We start from the raw sequence: 16736 nt of genomic DNA, 5'->3' as shown, positions 1-16736 counted from the left end.
CACCGCATCAAGCCGTAGCGGCCTTGGGGCGTTGCGAGAGGAACCGATGAAGCGCGGCGTCGCACCGTTCGACGCCCTCGTGCGCCCAGGCCTGCCGCCTCGCGAACGCCTTGACCAGCCGCTGGTAGCGATAGGTTCCGCGCGGCCCGGCGAGCAGCAGGTGCGCGTCGACGAGCGATTCCAGCAGCCGATGCGCCTGCGGCCGGGGCAGGTCGAGCAGCGCCGCGACCGCCTCCGGCGTCAGCTCGCCCTGGTCGGGCAGCGCCGCGAGCCGGAAGGCCGTGGCCTGGTGCGCGTCGAGTCGGCTCTGAGCCCGCAGCAAGGGAGCCTCGATCAGCGCGCAGTCCTCGTTCGTGCCCGCCGGCCGGTACAGCTCGTCCTCCAGCCGCAGGCGGACCTGCCGTACCGTCCAGTGTGGTCTGACCTGCAGCAGGTCGGCCGCCACGCGTACGCCCAGCGGTTGGTGCGAGCACAGCTCGACCAGCTCGACGGCGGTTGTCCGCTCCCCTAGGACCCGCCGGCGGCCGGCCAGCCGGGCGAGCATCTCCAGCGCGTCGCCGGGAGGCAGCGCTTCGAGCCTGATCCAGCGCACGCCGGACAGGTCCATCATGTGCCGCCAGGTGGTGACGATCGCGGCGCAGCCCGGTGCCGCGGGCAGCAGATGGTGTACCTGGTCCGCGTCAATCGCGTCGTCCAGCAGAATCAGCACCCGCCGATCGGCCAGTACCGTCCGCCACAGGGCTGCCCGCTCCTCCAGGCGGACGGGCAACCGCTCCTCCGGCACGCCGAAGGCGCGCAGGAAGGAGGCCAGCACCGTGGCGGGGGACACCGATCGGCCGGTTGACGCTCCCAGGTCCGCGTAGACCTGGCCGTCCGGGAAGCGGTCCCGCATCGAGTGCGCGGCCTTGACCGCCAGCGCGGTCTTGCCCACGCCGCCGAGCCCGATGATGGCCACGACCGGCGTCCACCCCGAGGGACGGAGGGTGTTCTGGATGTCGGCCAGTTCCGCGCCTCTGCCCACGAAGCCGGGCGGCACGGCGGGCACCTGGGCGGGCGGCCGTTCGACCGTGGGGGCGGGAGCCGGGCGTGGTGCCGGGCCGGCGAGATCGGGGTCGGCCCGCAGGATGCGCACGTACAGATCCTGCAGCTCCGCACAGGGATCGATGCCGAGTTCGGCGGCGAGCAACCGCCGCACCTCGTCGTATACCGCCAGCGCCTCCGCCTGCCTGCCGGATCGGTACAGGGCGGTCATCTGCAGTTCGCGCAGCCGCTCCCGCATCGGCTCGGCGGCGATGAACGCCGTCAGATCGTCGATCACCTCGGCGTGCCGGCCCAGTTCCAGGTCGAGGGCCACCTGTTCCTCCAGCGTGGCCACCCGGCGCTGGACCAGCCGGGCCCGCTCCTGGTCGACGTAGTCGCCGCGGGCTCCGCCCAGGGGTGCGCCCTTCCACAGCGACAGGGAGTTCCGTAGCAGGTCGGCCGCTTCGGCCAGGTTCCCCCGCAGGCGCAGGGCCTGCGCCTCGCGCACCATTTCACGGAAGGCGGTCCAGTCCACGTGCTTCGGCTCCGCGGTGATGGCGTAGCCGCCGCCCGAGGATCTGATCACCCGGTCGTCGTCCTCGGCGGAGGACACGGAGCGCCGCAGCCGGCAGATGTACGTGCGCACGATGGACAGCGCGCTCCCCGGCGCCCGCTCCGCCCACAACGCGTCCACGATCTCCTCGACCGACGCCGCCTCACCATCACGCAGCAGCAAGAAGGAGAGCACCGCTCGCTGCTGGGGTGCGCCCAGATCGAGTTCCGTCTCGCCGCGCCATGCCCGGACGGGCCCTAGCAGGGAAAACCGCAAGCCCGTACTCATGATCGATCGTCCTCCACCCCGAACTCCATCGTCGAACCCTTGGTCTCCGGCGACGACAACCTCCCCGTGGTGCCCGCACACACCTGCCGGTCCTCGCCTGGAAGGGGGCCGGCCCGGCGCTCCACCGGAGCACCAGCGAGCGTAGGGGGGCGTTGTGCCTAAGAACTGACGGGATACGTGTGACCGCTCGGCCGCCCTGATCACCCGGTATACGCGCCGTCAATCTTCCGCTTGCGGGGCGAGCCCTACGTTCGTGCCCCATGGTGAGTCATCGGATTTCGCCGGAACACACGGACATTTCCGTGGATCCGGAGAGCGACACCCCCGCGGACCAGAAGAACGGGGGCGGTGTCCTGGCACTGCTCGAACGCATCGGGTCCGTCGTGGTGCCGATCGCCGTGGCGCTCTACGCCGTTCTCTACATCGGCGTGGAGCAGATGTACGCCGTCTTCGGCGTCAATCCCCAGCAGGTGGGCGTCGATCAGTCGGTCCTGCTCGGCCGCATGACGAGCACCCTGATCCTGCTCCTGTTGGTCGCCATCCCGCTGCTCGGTGTCCTCGTCGGACTGGGCTGGCTGATCGACAGGATGACCGGCGGCGCGGCGGGCAGGTTGTTCCTGCGTGTCAGGGAGCGGCCATGGATCGCCGCCACCATCGCGGCGCTGTGGTGCGGGGCGACGTACTGGGGCGTCTTCAACCTCTTCGGTGAACTGGACCTGTTCGTCATGGTCACCATCGCGGTGGGGCTGGGCGCGGCGGCCTTCCTGATCCCCTTCCGGCTGCTGCGCCGCAAGCCGGTCGGGCGCGCCGGGATGAAGGTGATCACCGGCGGCCTGACCGGGATCGGCCTCGGCTTCCTGCTCATCCTCGGGCTCGTCCAGGGCGCGATCGAGGTCCAGGAGACCGGGCAGGCCAACGACCTCCTGTCGTACGTCGGCTTTCAGGACCAGTGGACAGTGCTGAAGAGCGCCGATGACGACAAGCCCCTCTATGACGGTCGCTGGATGATGCTGCTGGGCGAGAGCGACGGCACGTACGTCCTGTACGACTGCGACCGGCTCGAAACCTTCAGAAGGCCCATGGAGACCACCAACCTCGGCAGCATCCAGCTCGACCCCGAGCGCCAGGACGGCTTCACCTGCGGCGACCTCGCAACGCAGGACACCCCATCACAAAGCGACAGTGAATAACCCTCTGTCGAAACCTCATCTAGGAGAATGACATGCTCTTTTTCTTGATCGGTTGCGTGATCTCCGGTGCTGTGGCCGGCCTGATAGGCCGGCTCATCCTGCCGGGACGTCAGGACATCGGTTGGTTCGCCACCGTCGCCGCGGGCACCGTGGCCGCTGCCGTCGGCACTGGCATCGCCTACCTGTTCGGCTTCGCCGGGACGGGCTGGCTGGTGTTCGTCGTGCAGATCGCCCTGGCTGTGGCCTGCGTGGCCGTCGTCGCCAACATGTCGGCCAAGAAGAGCAGGTCCTGACGCGGCAGCGGCGCGACGCACGCGCGGATCACACCAAGGCGGCCGTCGCCCGGAGCATTCGGCTCCGGGCGACGGCCGCCGCCGTTCGCGGGTCAGGGCATCCGCGTCCAGGCCCCGTACTGGATCGGTCCCATCACCTGGCTGCCCTGCTCGAACACGGCCTCGCGCAACGCCTCGGCGAGCGCCTCATCGGGTTCGAGCCCAGACGGCAGCGCGAGTCCCTGCTCCTGCAGTGCCGGCTCGAGGCTGCGCAACGAGTGCGCCATCCAGTCGAAGAGCGCCGAACCGGCATTCGCCCCGACGATTCCTACGGCCTCGATCTCCGGGCCGGGCAAGCCCGCGTCCACGAACGTCCGGTTGAGCCGGCGCCCGAAGTCCGGCGGAGTTCCGTGGGCTCGGTAGACCTCGGCGAGCAGCGCGTAGCTGTCGTCCCACGTCGGGCACGGCGGCCAGCTGGGATTCTCGTTGGTGAGGTCGATCTCGTGGAAGGCCACGATCCCGCCGGGACGCAGGAACCGCGTGAACTTCCGCAAGATCCTCGCGGGATCGCGCTGGTAGAGCAGGACGAACCGGCCGACGACGGCGTCGAAGCTCAGCGAGCCGGCGAGATCCTCCAGAGCCGTCACCTCGAACGTGACAGTGTCGGAGAGTCCCGCACCCGCCGCGCGCCCCCGCGCTTTCTCCACCGCCGTCGGATCGCGGTCGACGCCGAGCACCCGGCCGCGCGGCCCGACGATCTCACCCGCCAGCAGGGAGACGTCGCCGACTCCCGACCCCAGGTCGAGGACGGACATACCCTCGCGCAACCCCGCGGTCCGCAGAAACCGTTCCGTCCACGGCCGCAGGATGTGCCCCTGCAGCATCAGGCGGTGATGTTCGAGATCCGTACTGCCGAGCACGTAGGCCGGGTGGTCGTCCGTCAATTCGCACCTTCCGCCGGCGAGGCCGGCAGTCCGGCGATCCAGTCGAGAACCAGCTCGTTGAACTCCGCTGCCCTCTCCTGGTGGATCCAGTGGCCGACCCCGTCCCAGGCCACCGCCGAACTGTACGGGTGCAGGCTGACCGCCTCCTCCCAGCCGAGGTCTATGCCCTTGGCCTTCAGCGAGGCGTTCGCGGACACCGTCAGCACCGGGCAGGTCCTCCGGCGGAGATAGCCCTCGGCGGCGGGCCGCAACGTCACCTCGTTCGGCGCGTCGAACAGGCCCTGGAAGACGGCAGCCGCGGTCTCCGGAGAGGTGCCGAGCGTCCGGCGGCGGTGCCAGGTCGGAAGCCAGTCGAGCCCGGGATCGGTCGCGGGGGCCTCCATCCCGGCCAGCACGGCGGCGGCCACGGCGACCGGGTCAGGAGTACGGAACGCGGCGGCGACACCGGCCGCGAAGTCGAGGTCGAATCCGTAGGCGGGATCGACGGCGACGACGGCGCGGACCAGATCCGGGAACTCGACGCCGAGCACGGACGCGACCGCAGCGCCCAGCGAGTGACCCACGACGACGACGGGCCCACTGTCGAGATGTTCGAGCAGCGACACCAGGTCGGCGGCGAAGTCCCGCGGTGTGAGACCACCCGCGAATGAGGACGATCTGCCGTGACCACGGAGATCTGGCGTGATCACCCGATGCCGGGCTGCGAACGGCTCGATCTGAGGGGCCCAGTCGTGTGAGTCGCACGTGCCCCCGTGCACGAAGAGCACGGTCTCTCCACCGGTGCCCTCGTCGGTGTAGAAGAGCTGACCGTCACTCACGGTGAGGTAACTCATGTCATATCCCCCTGCTGTCTGCGAGATCAGGAGACCGCGCCCTGGCGCGGCCTTCGTTGGCCCGAAGAATCTAGAAGGAGTTATGTGAACAAAAAGTGCTAAAGCGTCATCGCCCTGCTGGTCGGTCGATACGACGCAGCTTCGCGCGGACCTCTTCGGCGGCCAAGGGGTCGGCGGCGTCGAGGATGGCGAGGGCTTGGTGCCAGACGGTCCGCGTCGTGCCCCGGTCGCCGGTCGCAAGATACGTCTCGCCGAGGCGCCTGAGCGTGCCGGCTTCCTGGTAGCGGTCGCCGATGTCGCGGTAGAGCTGGAGGGCCTCCTCGTAACAGGCGATGGCCTGCGAATGGTCGCCGAGGTGGTGGTGCGCGTAGCCGAGGCTGTCCAGCGTGCCGCCGGCGCCGTAACGGTTGTGGTGCTTGTCCGTCGTGGCGAGGGCCTGCTCGAAGTATGTGGTGGCTTGCCGGTGATTGCCGAGCAGAGCATGCGTCCAGCCAAGGGCGTGCAGCGCGCTGCCTCCCGCCACATGGTCGCCGACGGACTGATACAGGTCGAGCGCGCGACCGGCCGCGTCGAGTGCCTCCTCGTAACGTCCCTGCTGGTCGAGGATCCAGCCGTGGCAACGGTGGGCATGAGCCAGACCGGAGCGGTCATCGAGCTCGTCGAACAGGTGCAGAGCCTGCTGGACGTGGACGTTGGCGTCGTCGTACCGGCCCAGGCGGGCGGAGGCGCGGGCCAGGCCCCTGTGCAGATGTGCCTGTGCGTCGCGGTGCCCCGTCCGGATGGCGGCGGACAGGCCGGCCCGTTGCGCGGTGAGGAAGTCGCGCCAGTGGCCCTGGCGGTCGAAGAAGCGCTCAAGGGTCCAGGCCAGCTGCCAGGCGTGGGTGTCGAAGCCTTCTCGGACGGTCTGGTCGATCACGGACATGAGCACGAGATGCTCGCGGTTGAACCAGGCCAGGGCCTGCCGGTCGTCCTCGAAGGTCTCGGCGGCCACGCCGGGCGCGGTCGCGGGTAGCGTGGTCGTCCTCCAGTACGGGGAGTACAGTCGGCCGGCGGCGTGCGCGGTACGCAGGTAATGGTCATAAACCCTGTGCGTGGCGGCGCGCCGTTCTGCTTCGGAGTCGTGAGCGTGCGCGAGTTCGTTGGCGTAGGCGCGGAGCAAATCATGGCAGGTGTAGCGGCCGGGTGCGTGCTCGGTGAGGAGATGGGCCATGGTCAGGCCGGTGAGGAGTCGGCCGGCCTTTCCGACGGGCATCCCTGCGATGCCGGCGGCGGCGGGCACGGTGATGTCAGGACCCGGATGCACGGAGATGAGCCGGAACAGCCGGGCGGCGTCGGGACCGAGCCTCCCGTAGGACCAGGAGAAGACGGATCGTACGTCGCCACCCGGGTCCGAGCCGACGAAGGCGCCGAGGCTGCCGTCCGCCACGCGAAGTTCTCCAGCTGTTGCGGTGAGCGGGAGGTGCGGGTGGGCGGCGGCACGCGCGGCCACCACGGTCAGCGCCAACGGCAGACCCGCGCACCTGGCGATGATCTCGTCGACGGCATCAGGCGAGGACACGACCCGGTCCACGCCGAGACGGCGCACGAGCATTTCACGGGCTTCGTCCGCCGAGAGCGGATCCATGGTCAACGGATGGGCGCCCTCGGCGGCGACGAGACCGATCAAGCGGTCGCGGCTGGTCGTCACGACCAGGCAGTCGGAGTTGCCGGGGAGTAGCGGCCGGATCTGCTCGGCGTCGCGGGCGTTGTCCAACACGATCAGAACTTGGCGATCCGCCAGCAGGCTCCGGTAGAGGGCGCCCTGGGCGTCGAGTCCGCTCGGGATCCGGTGGGGTGGCACACCGAGGGCCGCCAGAAAACCGCGAAGAGCCTCTTCAGGATCGAGCACGGATCCATTCGGGTCGAACCCGCGCAGGTTGACGTACAACTGTCCGTCCGGGAACCGGCGGGCGACCTGGTGTGCGAGGTGCACCGCCAGCGTGCTCTTGCCGATCCCGCCCATGCCGCTGATCACGCCGATGATCACTGTCTTCGGGCTGCGCCCGTCCTCGGGTAGAAGGGCGAGAGCCCTGGCGAGGTCGGCGCGCCTGCCGGCAAAGGCTACGAGGTCCGGCGGCAGCTGCATCGGCGCCTTTGTGGGTGTTTCTGACGCGGGTGCTGTGCCCGTGGAGATGAGCGCCGGAGCGACCTGTCGGTTGAGGATCTGCTTCTGGGCGGCTCGCAGTTCGGCGCCGGGGCTGATGCCCAATTCGTCGGCCAGGTGGGAACGGACGGCATGCCAGGTCTCCAGCGCTTCCGCCTGTCGGCCGGCGGCCGCCAGAGCAAGCACCAATCTGGCCTGCACCGGTTCGTCCAGCGGGTGCCGTGCGGCGGTCTCCCACAGCTGCGCCAGCACGTGATGGGCCGCCCCTTGACTCAACGCCAAGTCCGCGGCCTCTTGAACGGTGGCGAGCTGCTCACGGTCCAGGGCTGTGAAAGCCGGGTGGGCCCGCACGTCCGCGGGAATTCCGGCGGCGGCCGGACCCTGCCAGAGCGCGAGTGCCTCCGTCAGCCGCTTCAGGGCGGTTCCGAGGTCACCGCTCATCCGGCTCCGCCGGGCCTCCTCGGTCATCCGGCGGAAGCTCAGCAGGTCCACTTCGTCGGGGCCCACGTCAAGCCGGTAGCCGCCCGATCTGCGGATGAGCCACCGTCCTTCCTCCCGTGCTGCGAGCGTGGGCTCGAGCAACCGCCGCAGCATACCTACGTACCGGTGTACGACGTTGACCGCGCTGGCCGGTGGCTTGTCCCCCCACAGGACATTCACGATCTCGCCCAGCGGCACCGATCGCCCCGCTTGCGTCAGGAGCAGCCCCAGCATCGCCCGCTGCTGGGCAGGTCCGGGGTCCAGCTCGATGCCATCGCGCCAGGCACGCACAGGGCCGAGTACCGTGAAGTGCACCTTGACCGGCACCCCCTGACCTGAGGCCGTCACCTCGCGCGACACCATCGATTCCCCGTTCCACCCCATACGTGACTGAAGACCGTCTGATCACTTTTTACGCACAAGAGTTGACGTACGATCGCGGCCCAGTAAACAACACGGGCGATACGCCGGTTGTTTCCTCTTTGTGAGCGGAGATTCAGTGCCCAAGATCGTTATTGCTGCCACACCCGTGCACGGACATGTGGCCCCCCTTCTCACCGTCGCCGCCGATCTGGTCAAGCGCGGTCATGAGGTGACCGTCCTCACCGGAGCCAAGTTCAAGGAGCGGGCCGAGGCCATTGGCGCGTTCTTCACAGCGCTCCCCGAGGAGGCCGACTACGACGAGGGGCAGATGGACCGGGCGTTTCCTGAACGGGACCTGCTTCCTCCTGGCCCTGCCCGGACCGGATTCGACATCAAGCACATCTTCGGAGACCCGGTCCCGGCACAGTACGAGGCGCTGCGTAGCCTGCTGGCCGACTTTCCGGCCACCGCGGTCATCAGCGACAGCCTGTTCCTGGGGGCTCTGCCCCTCTCCTTGTCGTCCACGGCCGGATCCCGCCCGATCACTGTCAGCCTGGGCATCTCACCGCCGCCTCCGGCGACCGGATGGGGCGAGGAGGTGTTCGTGGATGCGCAACAGCATCTGGAGAAAGTGTTCGAGTCGATCGGAACGACGCTTCCCGGGTTCGTGCTCAGCAGTCTGATCACCGTCCCTGACCACTACCTGCAGTTGACCATCCCCGAGTTCGAACACCCCCGCGACGACCTGCCGGGCTCCTTCCGCTTCGTCGGCCCGCTGCCCTCGCCTCCTGCCGGCGCCTTCGAGCGGCCTTCATGGTGGAAGGAACTGTCGCAAGGCCGCCCGGTCGTGGTGACCACGCAGGGGACGTTCGCCAACATGGACCTGGAGGAGTTGGTGATACCGACGGTGCGCGTCCTCGGCGATGCCGATGTCCTCGTCGTGGCGGCCACGGCGCGTCCCGGAGGAGCCGACGAGGTCCGGAATCTCATGGGGAACGTTCCAAACAACGCCCGGCTGGCGGACTTCGTCCCCTTCGACCTGCTGCTGCCCTTCGCCGACGTCCTGGTGACCAACGGTGGCTACGGTGGCGTACACACCGCGCTGCGGTACGGCGTCCCGCTCGTTGTCGGGGGCGCCACCGAGGACAAACCACGGATCGCCGCCCTGGTGGAATGGAGTGGGGCAGGTGTCAACCTGGGCACCGCCCGACCGGATGACGCCACACTTCACGCGGCCGTGAACGCTGTTCTGTCGACACCCTCGTACCGCACCCGTGCGCAGGAGCTCCAGGGTAAGTTCACGGGCTACGACGCTCTGGAGTCGATCTCCCGGCTGGTGGACGCAACAGCTCATGAAGTCTGACTCTCACCGCACCTGAGCACAGAGCCGAGGACCATGCGCCAGGAACTCCCTCTATGCGCCGATGCGGGAGGAGAGATCGACAATCCAAGAGGACCACAACGCCGTTGTATCTAGCGCCGGGAGCGTGAGGTTGTCGCGGAGGGACGGCGCGGACGTACCCAAGGACGCGGCACCGCCCGGGGTCGAGGCGCGCGGCTGTGTGTCACGTAGGGTTCTGGCTCGCCATCGGCTGGGTGCCAACCACGTTCAACAGCTCGAACTGCTCGGCGGTCGCGGTGTCGGGCGGCGCCGAGTAGACGACGATGCGCAGGTCAGCCCCCGGTACGGTGAGGACATCGCAGTCCACGGTCACCGCACCCAGGTCCGGGTGGTTCACGACCTTGGTGTCCCCGGTGGCGTGCACGCCGACCGCGTGGGTGGCACATAGCCCCCTGAAGGGCTCGCTACGCTGCCGGAGGTCATCGACGAACGTGCGCAGCCGTCCATCCTCCGGGTAGGCGGCGAGGGACGACCGCAGGTCCGACGCGGCCGCGCAGCAGCGACGGGCCGCCGGCGGTTCCGAACTCGGCGATGTGCTCGCGGAGGATCTTGACGAGTTCGGGCGGGATGGGCACCGGCCGGACGTCCTGTCCGCCCCGGCGCTTGAGGCCGCGTTCCTCGTGGGCGTCTCCGCTGTCGGTCACTCGGTGTTGACCTCTGGGCGGGATACGTCGATGGTGAGCCGTCCCCAGCCTGAGGCGGGTAGGTGGCAGTCCTGGATGCGGAGGCCGATCGCTTCGGCGGGGAGTAGGGCGGCGTAGTACATGCGGGCGAAGAGGCCATCAGGCGCCGGCCTCTGCCTCGTCGTCCTATGTAGGTCACCGTGGTCAGCAGTTCTTGTGCTTGGCGGGGATTCACCACGACGCGAAGGTCTACGGTCTCGGTGGTTCCTGGGCGGCTTCCACATGACCTTGTGCGGCGGATTTGCCGAAAGTTCCTCCAGCTCTACCGCGTACTCAAGCGGCGGCCGGGTGCGCCGCCGTACCCCCGGCCCTCCGCCCGCCCGCCGTCCGGGCGTGCGGTCTGGGGGCTGGTCCCGAACGGCGCGGGACTACAGGCTGGGGCCGCCGCACGCCGGCCCCGTCGTACGGACCGAACGCTCCAACCGGGATTGCCGAGCCGCCGCACAGATGCATCTCACGATCGCCACGGCATGACCGCCGCACGCGGTTGGGGACGATCGCCGGTCCATGCAGTGATCCTCACCGCAGCCCACTGGAGCAGTCGAAGAGGCGTTTCACTCCTGTCAGTTTCCGTGACAATCATCACGTGATCGATCACTACCGCGATCTCTTCAACCAACAGCAGTGGTTTGAGAGCGCCCTCTGCTGGACCGTCGTGCAACCTCTCCATGAAGAGATCACAGTGGACGATCTCCTGTGGCGGCTGAACGGAGGCCGAGATCCCGAGGAACGCATCATGGCATACCCAAGAGAGGAGCCGGCGAGGAGGACTTGCCCGTGCTCTTCGTCTACGAAAGTGAAGGAGCCTGGGGTTTCCTCGAGTTCTCCCAAGGCTTCGCCACACCCGATCACATCCTCACCGAACTCAGCAAGGAGTCACGCGTGTGGATGACGACCTGGCACTTCAACGGCGGATACACGATCCTCTACGCAGCCGACGGCAAGATTCGGGCACGCCTGCGCGACTTCATCTTCGCCGAGCACACCCTCCAAGAGGGTGATCCAAGCATCATGGCCGACTTCCGCGCCATGCTCGACAGTCTCGACCCGGAGGACTACCGAGGCAAGCTCAGCGCGGCGTTCGCCTTCATCGAAGCGTCCACCGGCATGGGCATCGAAGCCGAATGGCTCGATGTGGAAGAGGCACCCGTCATCATCCTCGACAACTGGAATGAGGCCTGAACCGCAGCGCTCGACTCTAATGTTGGTGAGCGTCAACCCACGCCTCCGGCGGGGGGCACTTCGGCTCCGGAATGATCACCGTGTCGGTTGTCTGAGCCGTAGGTGGCTGAGGTGGAAGCCTGATCATCCCGCCCGCCATCGACTCGGGACAAGCCGAGCAGAGCTGAGCCACGGGGTCAAGGGTCGTTCGTCCGGTGGGGCGCTCCACCCTTGACCCGTGGCCCTGGCTCGCTTCCCCTTCGGGCGGGTCGACGGCAGACGGGATGATCAGGAGGGTGGTGTGCCGCCGGACGCAGAGGTCATGACCTACTCGTCATCTTCGTAGTGCCACGCTTCAATAGCCCAAGGCTCTTGCGCTGAGGCTCTGCGCGCGGCGTATCCACAGGGGACAGACGCGGTTTCGGCCACGCTCGGATCGAGATCAACGATGTGGGCCACATGGCAGACTGCCGAAGCATTCGGATCGCTGGCGTCGGTGACGTCATCGCCAATGAGCCAGTCGTTCTCATCATCGTGAATCACGATGAGCGCGGGCAAGTTGCCGGAGATCACTGTTCTCTGTACGACGGCTCCGAGACCAGGCGGGAACTTGCCATCTGGGAACGGGAAGGGGACGCGTAAAAGGACCTCGCTCACATGGCGAAGTCTGCCAGCCCAGCCGAGGGCCATCACGGTTGTCGAGGGTACGTTCGTTGTGGGCCGCCTCCTGCCGGGTATCTGGCATACGGGCTGTCCGGAGCGACCTACAGTATGGGCGTGACCCAGCACGAAGCTGACCCAGCGGTTCATGCCGGTCCATTTCCGGCTGAGCGAGTGTGTGGTGAGTGCGGGGAACGGTACCGTGTCGCCTCGCGCGGGGAAGGGGGCCCGTTCCACTTCCGGACGATGACTATGGAGGCAGGGCCGGGCTCCAGTGTGAGGATCATCGGTCACTGGCGTTCGGGGGACTGGCATCCCGGAGAGACACTTGAACTTCGGCGTCGAGATGGCTTCAGGCTCCTGATCACGGGCGCTCAGATGGAGCCGGCTGCCAGTGTTGGGAGCGAGCTCCGAGGACAGCGCACTCTCCTCGTGCCAGGACACTGGTCACTTCAAGCTGCTGGCTGCATCTGGGCGACTCCTTCTCAGGATTAGTTCGCCTTCCTCACGATGTGCGCGGGTGGAGAGGCGGTTCTCGGGAGGCCGTGCAATATACGTGTAATGATCAAGGTCGGTCGAAGAGTATCGTGCGCCTATCCGCAGTTAGGAAGCACGGTTTCGCCCTAACGGTCACGCGCTGTAAACCGTCGGCTCAGCCTACGCAAGCTCGAACCTTGCACCTGCCACACCAGCAGGAAGCGGGCCGTCACCAGCGGAAACGCGGTGACGGGCCTCTCGCGTTGTGTCCGGCCGTGTACGGCGATCACCGGCCTCCTACGGCCTCTCACGGCCAATACGCGGCCAAGTTTCCAACCGGCATCGTGATCGTAGTGCCGCCGCACTGATGAGAGCCTGGGGGCAGCGATGTCATTCCGTCAGCGAGCCTGCGGTGATCTCGGCCTGATGGCTTCGGCTTCGACCAGGGGCGGTCAGAGGTCCTGCGGCCAGTCACCTGTCCGCGTCGCTGATGCGGAACATTGGGCGACCGATTGTCGCGGATTCGGCCCCAATCGCATGTGCTCTTTGGAGGTGCTCTGGATGTTGATGTGGTCAGCATCGCGACCCTGGGATTCGACGGCGACGACAGCTGGTCGTCGCCGTGAGCGTGGTTGTGCTCTGCGTCGCTCGCGTGGGCTACTCCTGTAACAAAAATCCTGAGTGACTCTTCAACTCGATTGATATCAGAAATCCCCTCCGTCACTCCACGCTCTCCTGGCTCTGGTCGAATGCGCAATTCGGCTAGCCTTTATGAGGCCTGTATTGAAGACGGAAGATGACTCTTGCCTTTTGCTTATGGACTCCCATCTGTCAGCTTCGTAGGGTCCAGCCATGACCCACGTCAGGGGACACTGGCGTCGCAACGCTAATGGCACGCTAAGTTGGGTACGAGCACATTACCGTGGCACGGCAGTCGCGGGAGGGGCCGGGGGCTTGGTCCTTCTCGCCATCGGACTGTTCCTGTGGGGGGCAATTTCGAACTCAGTTAGTAGTGATGCGCAGCAGCCGCAGGCAACCGTGACCCGCAGTCCCGTGAGTCCTGCGCATGCGCAGTTGATGGAAGCCCTGCGAGTTGCGCGGCATCATTCCGGACTCTCGCTCGAAGACGCGGGTAGACGTGCTGGCGTGTCCGCCAAAGAGGTTTCCGACATAGAGACAGGCTTGCTGGTTCCCACGCCGGAGGACATCACCGGCCTTAGCAATGCGTATCAGCTCTCACCAGATGAATGGACAAACCTGGTGGTGCTCCAGTCGTCGGTTCATTAGTTCGAGCGTCACATCCGCTATTTGGTATCGAGCAAATGTTCGATATGGGCGCATTGTTGAGACGGGTCGAATGATCGATATCTAGACAGCCTGGAGAGGGCGGCGCGGATGGACATCGAAGTCCTGGCGGGCGGCGATCGGCTTCGGCAGGAGCGCCTGACTAGATCTCTTCATCACGCTCTGCTGGATGTTGATGGCATCTCGGTGGATTATCCTGATAGTGAGGAGATATCCACCGATGCCCGTAAAAGCGGCGCAGCAACTCACGTGATCCTCGCGGTCACCCTGTTGGGCGCCGCCCGTCCTGCGCTGCAACTCCTGTTAACCGCCATCAAAGAGTGGTCCGCCATTGAGCGCAACCGGAAGGTTCGTCTAACCGAGGGCGAGCGGAGCATCGAGATAACTGTCCGTCCGGACGAAGCCTAGGAGCGCCTTATGCAGAGGTTCCCGCAAGACGGAACTGGACATGAGGAGCAACGCAGTTGAGCAGCCCTCCGCGACGTACCGCCCTGCTCTTGGGAACAGAAGTTTACCGTGACGGTCGCTTCGCGGCCCCTCCCCTCTTGCGGCGTGGACGTCGAGCAGATGCGTCAGGTGCTGGAGCATCACGCGATCGGTGCGTTCCCCAGCGTGGATGCCGACACAGAGCGCACGGCTGATGAGATGCGCGCCCGCATCGCGCAGTACCTGGAGTCGCTCAGCGAAGACGACTTGGCGCTGCTCTACATTCGTCCTGAATTGCTGCCAAAGCGGTGGCTTCGCAGTCGGCTGGCGGACGCGTGACGAATACGCGGCGAAAGGAAAATCTCTCAGCGCCCCATTGACCAGCCGCGGTGCTTACATCATGGCCTCGTCCGGTGCGGGCGAGGACTCCTTCGCCGGCCACACCGGCAAGGGACCCGAGCCTTCGATCTTCACCGGCCATCTTGTGGAGGCTCTGCGAACTGGCAGAGCTGCTAGGCCGGTCGATTGTCTCCTGTGGGATGTCGAGCACGGCCACTGGCGATCGAGTTGGGGCGAGCGGCCGAGCGATCTGTTGGAAGCCGTCGAAACAGCCCGGCTCCGGCTGGCGGACGCACCCAGCATGGCCCCACTCTATGCGCACCGGTTCCTACCGGCCGGCCGCGGAACTTACGGACATCCCGTCCTGTCCATGCGGGGTTGGGACACTATCTACTACGGCACGGACCTGGCCGACTACATCAACCAGGAGTTCCAGGAACCACGCCCCGAACGCGACGAGGAATGGCAGCCGCACGCCACGGTCCCGTTCTGGCGGGACTATCTCTGAGTACAGGTCACCAGTACGCGGAAGCACGATCAAGATCCGGGATATACACGGGATGGTGCCGTAGAGAGAAACCACGGCCAGGGCTGTGGTGCCAGCTCAGCGGCACAATCGAAGCCCAGATCTGTGGCCCGCTGTAAAGCCGCCTCCGGCGGGGGTGCTCGACTCCGGGATGGACGCGAGGACGAGGCCGCGGAATGGTCGAGAGTGTTCAGCCGCGGGGGCCTTGGCGAATTGGTATGGGCAGCGAGCTTTCTGCGCGCGAACCCTCGTGTCCAAGCTCTGATGGCTTGGACACGAGGCAGATCTGAGTTGTCGCTAGAGAGCTGACTTGTCGAGGATGGCTGCCACCTCCGCTGCTCTGAACACGAACCCTGCATGTGTTGTGTCCAGGGTGTGAACATCGTAGGGATTGTCGGGAGTCAGTGCGTCTGCTTCGGCGATCAGCCTGTCCTGCATGGCCACCGGAATGGATCGGTCGCCGGTGAGGCGAATGTAGGTGCGGGCGATCGTGCCCCAGGTGTCGGCGTGGACACGGGCGTCGGCCATCATGACCGCGATTGACTCGTCCGGCTGCAGGATGTTGAGGAAGGCCCGGAACTGTTCATCGGTGACGTCGGCCATGGTCGCCGCCTTGAGGTCGGCGAGCAGCGTCGGGTCGGCGGTGCGGTAGTTGGCCCGGCCGACACCAAGTTGAGCCGGGTCTCCGACATTGAACGCGGCTAGGTGGGGCATCAGGCTGGCTCCGTACTCGGGCTCCTGCATGTATTCGATGGGGTTCGACCGTTGCACGCACGACCACGCGGAGATGTACACGAGCCGATTCACCAGCTTGGGAATCGTGTTTGCCACCCCGGTGATGGTCGCCCCTCCGAGGCTGGCGCCCACCAGCACCACCGGCCCGTACTCGGCCACGCGGCGGACGACGTCAACGACCATGTCGACGTTGTCCTGCAGGGTGATCCCGGCCAACGTCGACGGCTCGATCGCCCATGCATCAAGGTCTTGCGGGGCCTGGTAGGCGACCGGGTATTGCGCGTCGAGGCCATGCCCCGGCAGATCGACGGCGAAGCTGCGGTGGCCGAGCAGCGCGAGTTCGCGCTGGATGGGGGCCCACATGAACGAACTGGAGCCGGAGCCGTGGACCAGCACGAATGTGGGAGTGGCATCGGCCGCGGGTCGAGGGTTCGAGGGGTTGGTTGAGATAGATGGCACGTAGATCAGTCCGATCGGATTGAGGTGCGGCGAACGCGCGTGATGCCGAGTGCTGGCGCGTTGAGCCGGCGATGAGATGGTGGGCGTCTAGTGAGCTCGCCGAAGTTCGGCGATGACACAGGCGACCGTGGACGCGGTGGCAGCGCTGGCCAGCCCATGGCAGACCGCAAAGGACGGAACGCAGCTATAGGCACCAACGGGCGGCTGTGTGACGTCGACGGGTCGGGTCGGGTCGGGCGAAAGGCGGCACGCGGAATCTAGACCGCAACGCTTCTAGCGGGATCGCCTCAACTGCCGCTGATCGCTGAGCGACCGGCGGGACACCGTCTCAGACAGTCCGAAGACGGATGAACATGTAGACCATGATCGGCACCATATCAGGTGGTCGGCGTTACGAGCGATCGAAAATGTGGAGGGCCGACAGATCTAACCCGGTGGACTACCGCCCTCACGACCGCCGGTGGCTAATCTCCGTTC

16 protein-coding genes are annotated in these 16736 nt (G+C 66.6%); 8 read left to right on the top strand and 8 right to left on the bottom strand.

Going from position 1 to position 16736, the window contains the following annotated elements; all coding sequences use genetic code 11:
• Window positions 1-7 precede the first annotated feature (7 nt).
• Window positions 8-1861 carry an AfsR/SARP family transcriptional regulator gene (locus tag BLS95_RS15920; protein ID WP_090931788.1) on the bottom strand — a complete coding sequence of 618 codons (1854 nt, stop codon included), beginning with the start codon at window positions 1859-1861 and terminating at the stop codon, window positions 8-10.
• A gap of 302 nt (window positions 1862-2163) precedes the next feature.
• On the opposite strand from BLS95_RS15920, the gene BLS95_RS15915 reads away from it, so the two are divergent.
• Complete coding sequence (locus tag BLS95_RS15915) at window positions 2164-3051, top strand: hypothetical protein (protein ID WP_176993213.1); 888 nt, start codon at window positions 2164-2166, stop codon at window positions 3049-3051.
• 32 nt (window positions 3052-3083) lie between these two features.
• On the top strand, window positions 3084-3344 hold the full coding sequence (locus BLS95_RS15910; RefSeq protein WP_090931785.1) for a hypothetical protein: 261 nt from the start codon (window positions 3084-3086) through the stop codon (window positions 3342-3344).
• A 92-nt stretch (window positions 3345-3436) separates the two neighbouring features.
• Here the strand turns inward: BLS95_RS15910 and BLS95_RS15905 are convergent, their stop codons facing one another.
• From BLS95_RS15905 to BLS95_RS15895, 3 genes are all read right to left on the bottom strand, one after another.
• A complete protein-coding gene (locus BLS95_RS15905; RefSeq protein WP_218135789.1) occupies window positions 3437-4267 on the bottom strand; it encodes a class I SAM-dependent methyltransferase in 831 nt (276 codons plus the stop codon).
• Complete coding sequence (locus BLS95_RS15900) at window positions 4264-5100, bottom strand: alpha/beta fold hydrolase (protein WP_090931783.1); 837 nt, start codon at window positions 5098-5100, stop codon at window positions 4264-4266. The genes BLS95_RS15905 and BLS95_RS15900 overlap by 4 nt, the downstream gene beginning before the upstream one ends.
• A 106-nt stretch (window positions 5101-5206) precedes the next feature.
• On the bottom strand, window positions 5207-8071 hold the full coding sequence (locus BLS95_RS15895; RefSeq protein WP_218135788.1) for an AfsR/SARP family transcriptional regulator: 2865 nt from the start codon (window positions 8069-8071) through the stop codon (window positions 5207-5209).
• Between the two features lie 151 nt (window positions 8072-8222).
• Between BLS95_RS15895 and BLS95_RS15890 the strand changes: the two genes are divergently transcribed.
• Window positions 8223-9449, top strand: coding sequence for a glycosyltransferase (locus BLS95_RS15890; protein WP_143043724.1), 1227 nt, complete (start codon window positions 8223-8225; stop codon window positions 9447-9449).
• A gap of 202 nt (window positions 9450-9651) precedes the next feature.
• Here the strand turns inward: BLS95_RS15890 and BLS95_RS55690 are convergent, their stop codons facing one another.
• The gene (locus BLS95_RS55690; protein ID WP_245765088.1) at window positions 9652-9927 is read right to left on the bottom strand and encodes an MmyB family transcriptional regulator; all 276 of its coding nucleotides are present in this window, start codon (window positions 9925-9927) and stop codon (window positions 9652-9654) included.
• Window positions 9908-10132 (bottom strand): hypothetical protein, encoded by a 225-nt coding sequence (locus BLS95_RS57890; RefSeq protein ID WP_245765070.1) that lies wholly within the window; start codon window positions 10130-10132, stop codon window positions 9908-9910. Before BLS95_RS57890 ends, BLS95_RS55690 begins: the two co-directional genes overlap by 20 nt.
• Before the next feature lie 816 nt (window positions 10133-10948).
• Here BLS95_RS57890 and BLS95_RS15875 point away from each other — a divergent pair.
• Complete coding sequence (locus BLS95_RS15875; RefSeq protein ID WP_245765069.1) at window positions 10949-11353, top strand: hypothetical protein; 405 nt, start codon at window positions 10949-10951, stop codon at window positions 11351-11353.
• A gap of 306 nt (window positions 11354-11659) precedes the next feature.
• Here BLS95_RS15875 and BLS95_RS54150 read toward each other — a convergent pair whose 3' ends face one another.
• A complete protein-coding gene (locus tag BLS95_RS54150; protein WP_143043723.1) occupies window positions 11660-11989 on the bottom strand; it encodes a hypothetical protein in 330 nt (109 codons plus the stop codon).
• A gap of 1332 nt (window positions 11990-13321) precedes the next feature.
• Between BLS95_RS54150 and BLS95_RS59815 the strand changes: the two genes are divergently transcribed.
• The 4 genes from BLS95_RS59815 to BLS95_RS55685 all read left to right on the top strand — a co-directional run bounded on the left by BLS95_RS59815 (window position 13322) and on the right by BLS95_RS55685 (window position 15047).
• Complete coding sequence (locus BLS95_RS59815) at window positions 13322-13756, top strand: helix-turn-helix domain-containing protein (RefSeq protein WP_090931777.1); 435 nt, start codon at window positions 13322-13324, stop codon at window positions 13754-13756.
• A gap of 108 nt (window positions 13757-13864) precedes the next feature.
• The gene (locus tag BLS95_RS15865) at window positions 13865-14182 is read left to right on the top strand and encodes a hypothetical protein (protein ID WP_090931775.1); all 318 of its coding nucleotides are present in this window, start codon (window positions 13865-13867) and stop codon (window positions 14180-14182) included.
• A gap of 144 nt (window positions 14183-14326) precedes the next feature.
• Window positions 14327-14539, top strand: coding sequence for a hypothetical protein (locus BLS95_RS15860; RefSeq protein ID WP_090931773.1), 213 nt, complete (start codon window positions 14327-14329; stop codon window positions 14537-14539).
• Window positions 14540-14909: 370 nt separating this feature from the next.
• Window positions 14910-15047, top strand: a complete 138-nt coding sequence (locus tag BLS95_RS55685) for a hypothetical protein (protein WP_176993211.1) — start codon at window positions 14910-14912, stop codon at window positions 15045-15047.
• Window positions 15048-15362: 315 nt separating this feature from the next.
• Here the strand turns inward: BLS95_RS55685 and BLS95_RS15855 are convergent, their stop codons facing one another.
• On the bottom strand, window positions 15363-16196 hold the full coding sequence (locus BLS95_RS15855; protein ID WP_218135787.1) for an alpha/beta hydrolase: 834 nt from the start codon (window positions 16194-16196) through the stop codon (window positions 15363-15365).
• Window positions 16197-16736 lie beyond the last annotated feature (540 nt).

This window comes from Nonomuraea jiangxiensis (assembly GCF_900099965.1).
In the GTDB taxonomy this organism is placed as follows: Bacteria; Actinomycetota; Actinomycetes; order Streptosporangiales; family Streptosporangiaceae; genus Nonomuraea; species Nonomuraea jiangxiensis.
The sequence above is the reverse complement of the archived record's forward strand: the minus strand, read 5'-3'. Positions and strand labels throughout refer to the sequence as shown.

Bases quoted from the DNA above. Each gene is read 5' to 3' on its own strand.
- BLS95_RS15920 (WP_090931788.1), bottom strand. From the start codon at position 1,861: ATGAGTACGGGCTTGCGGTTTTCCCTGCTAGGGCCCGTCCGGGCATGG.
- BLS95_RS15910 (WP_090931785.1), top strand. From the start codon at position 3,084: ATGCTCTTTTTCTTGATCGGTTGCGTGATCTCCGGTGCTGTGGCCGGC.
- BLS95_RS15900 (WP_090931783.1), bottom strand. From the start codon at position 5,100: ATGAGTTACCTCACCGTGAGTGACGGTCAGCTCTTCTACACCGACGAG.
- BLS95_RS59815 (WP_090931777.1), top strand. From the start codon at position 13,322: ATGACCCACGTCAGGGGACACTGGCGTCGCAACGCTAATGGCACGCTA.
- BLS95_RS15865 (WP_090931775.1), top strand. From the start codon at position 13,865: ATGGACATCGAAGTCCTGGCGGGCGGCGATCGGCTTCGGCAGGAGCGC.
- BLS95_RS55685 (WP_176993211.1), top strand. From the start codon at position 14,910: ATGCGGGGTTGGGACACTATCTACTACGGCACGGACCTGGCCGACTAC.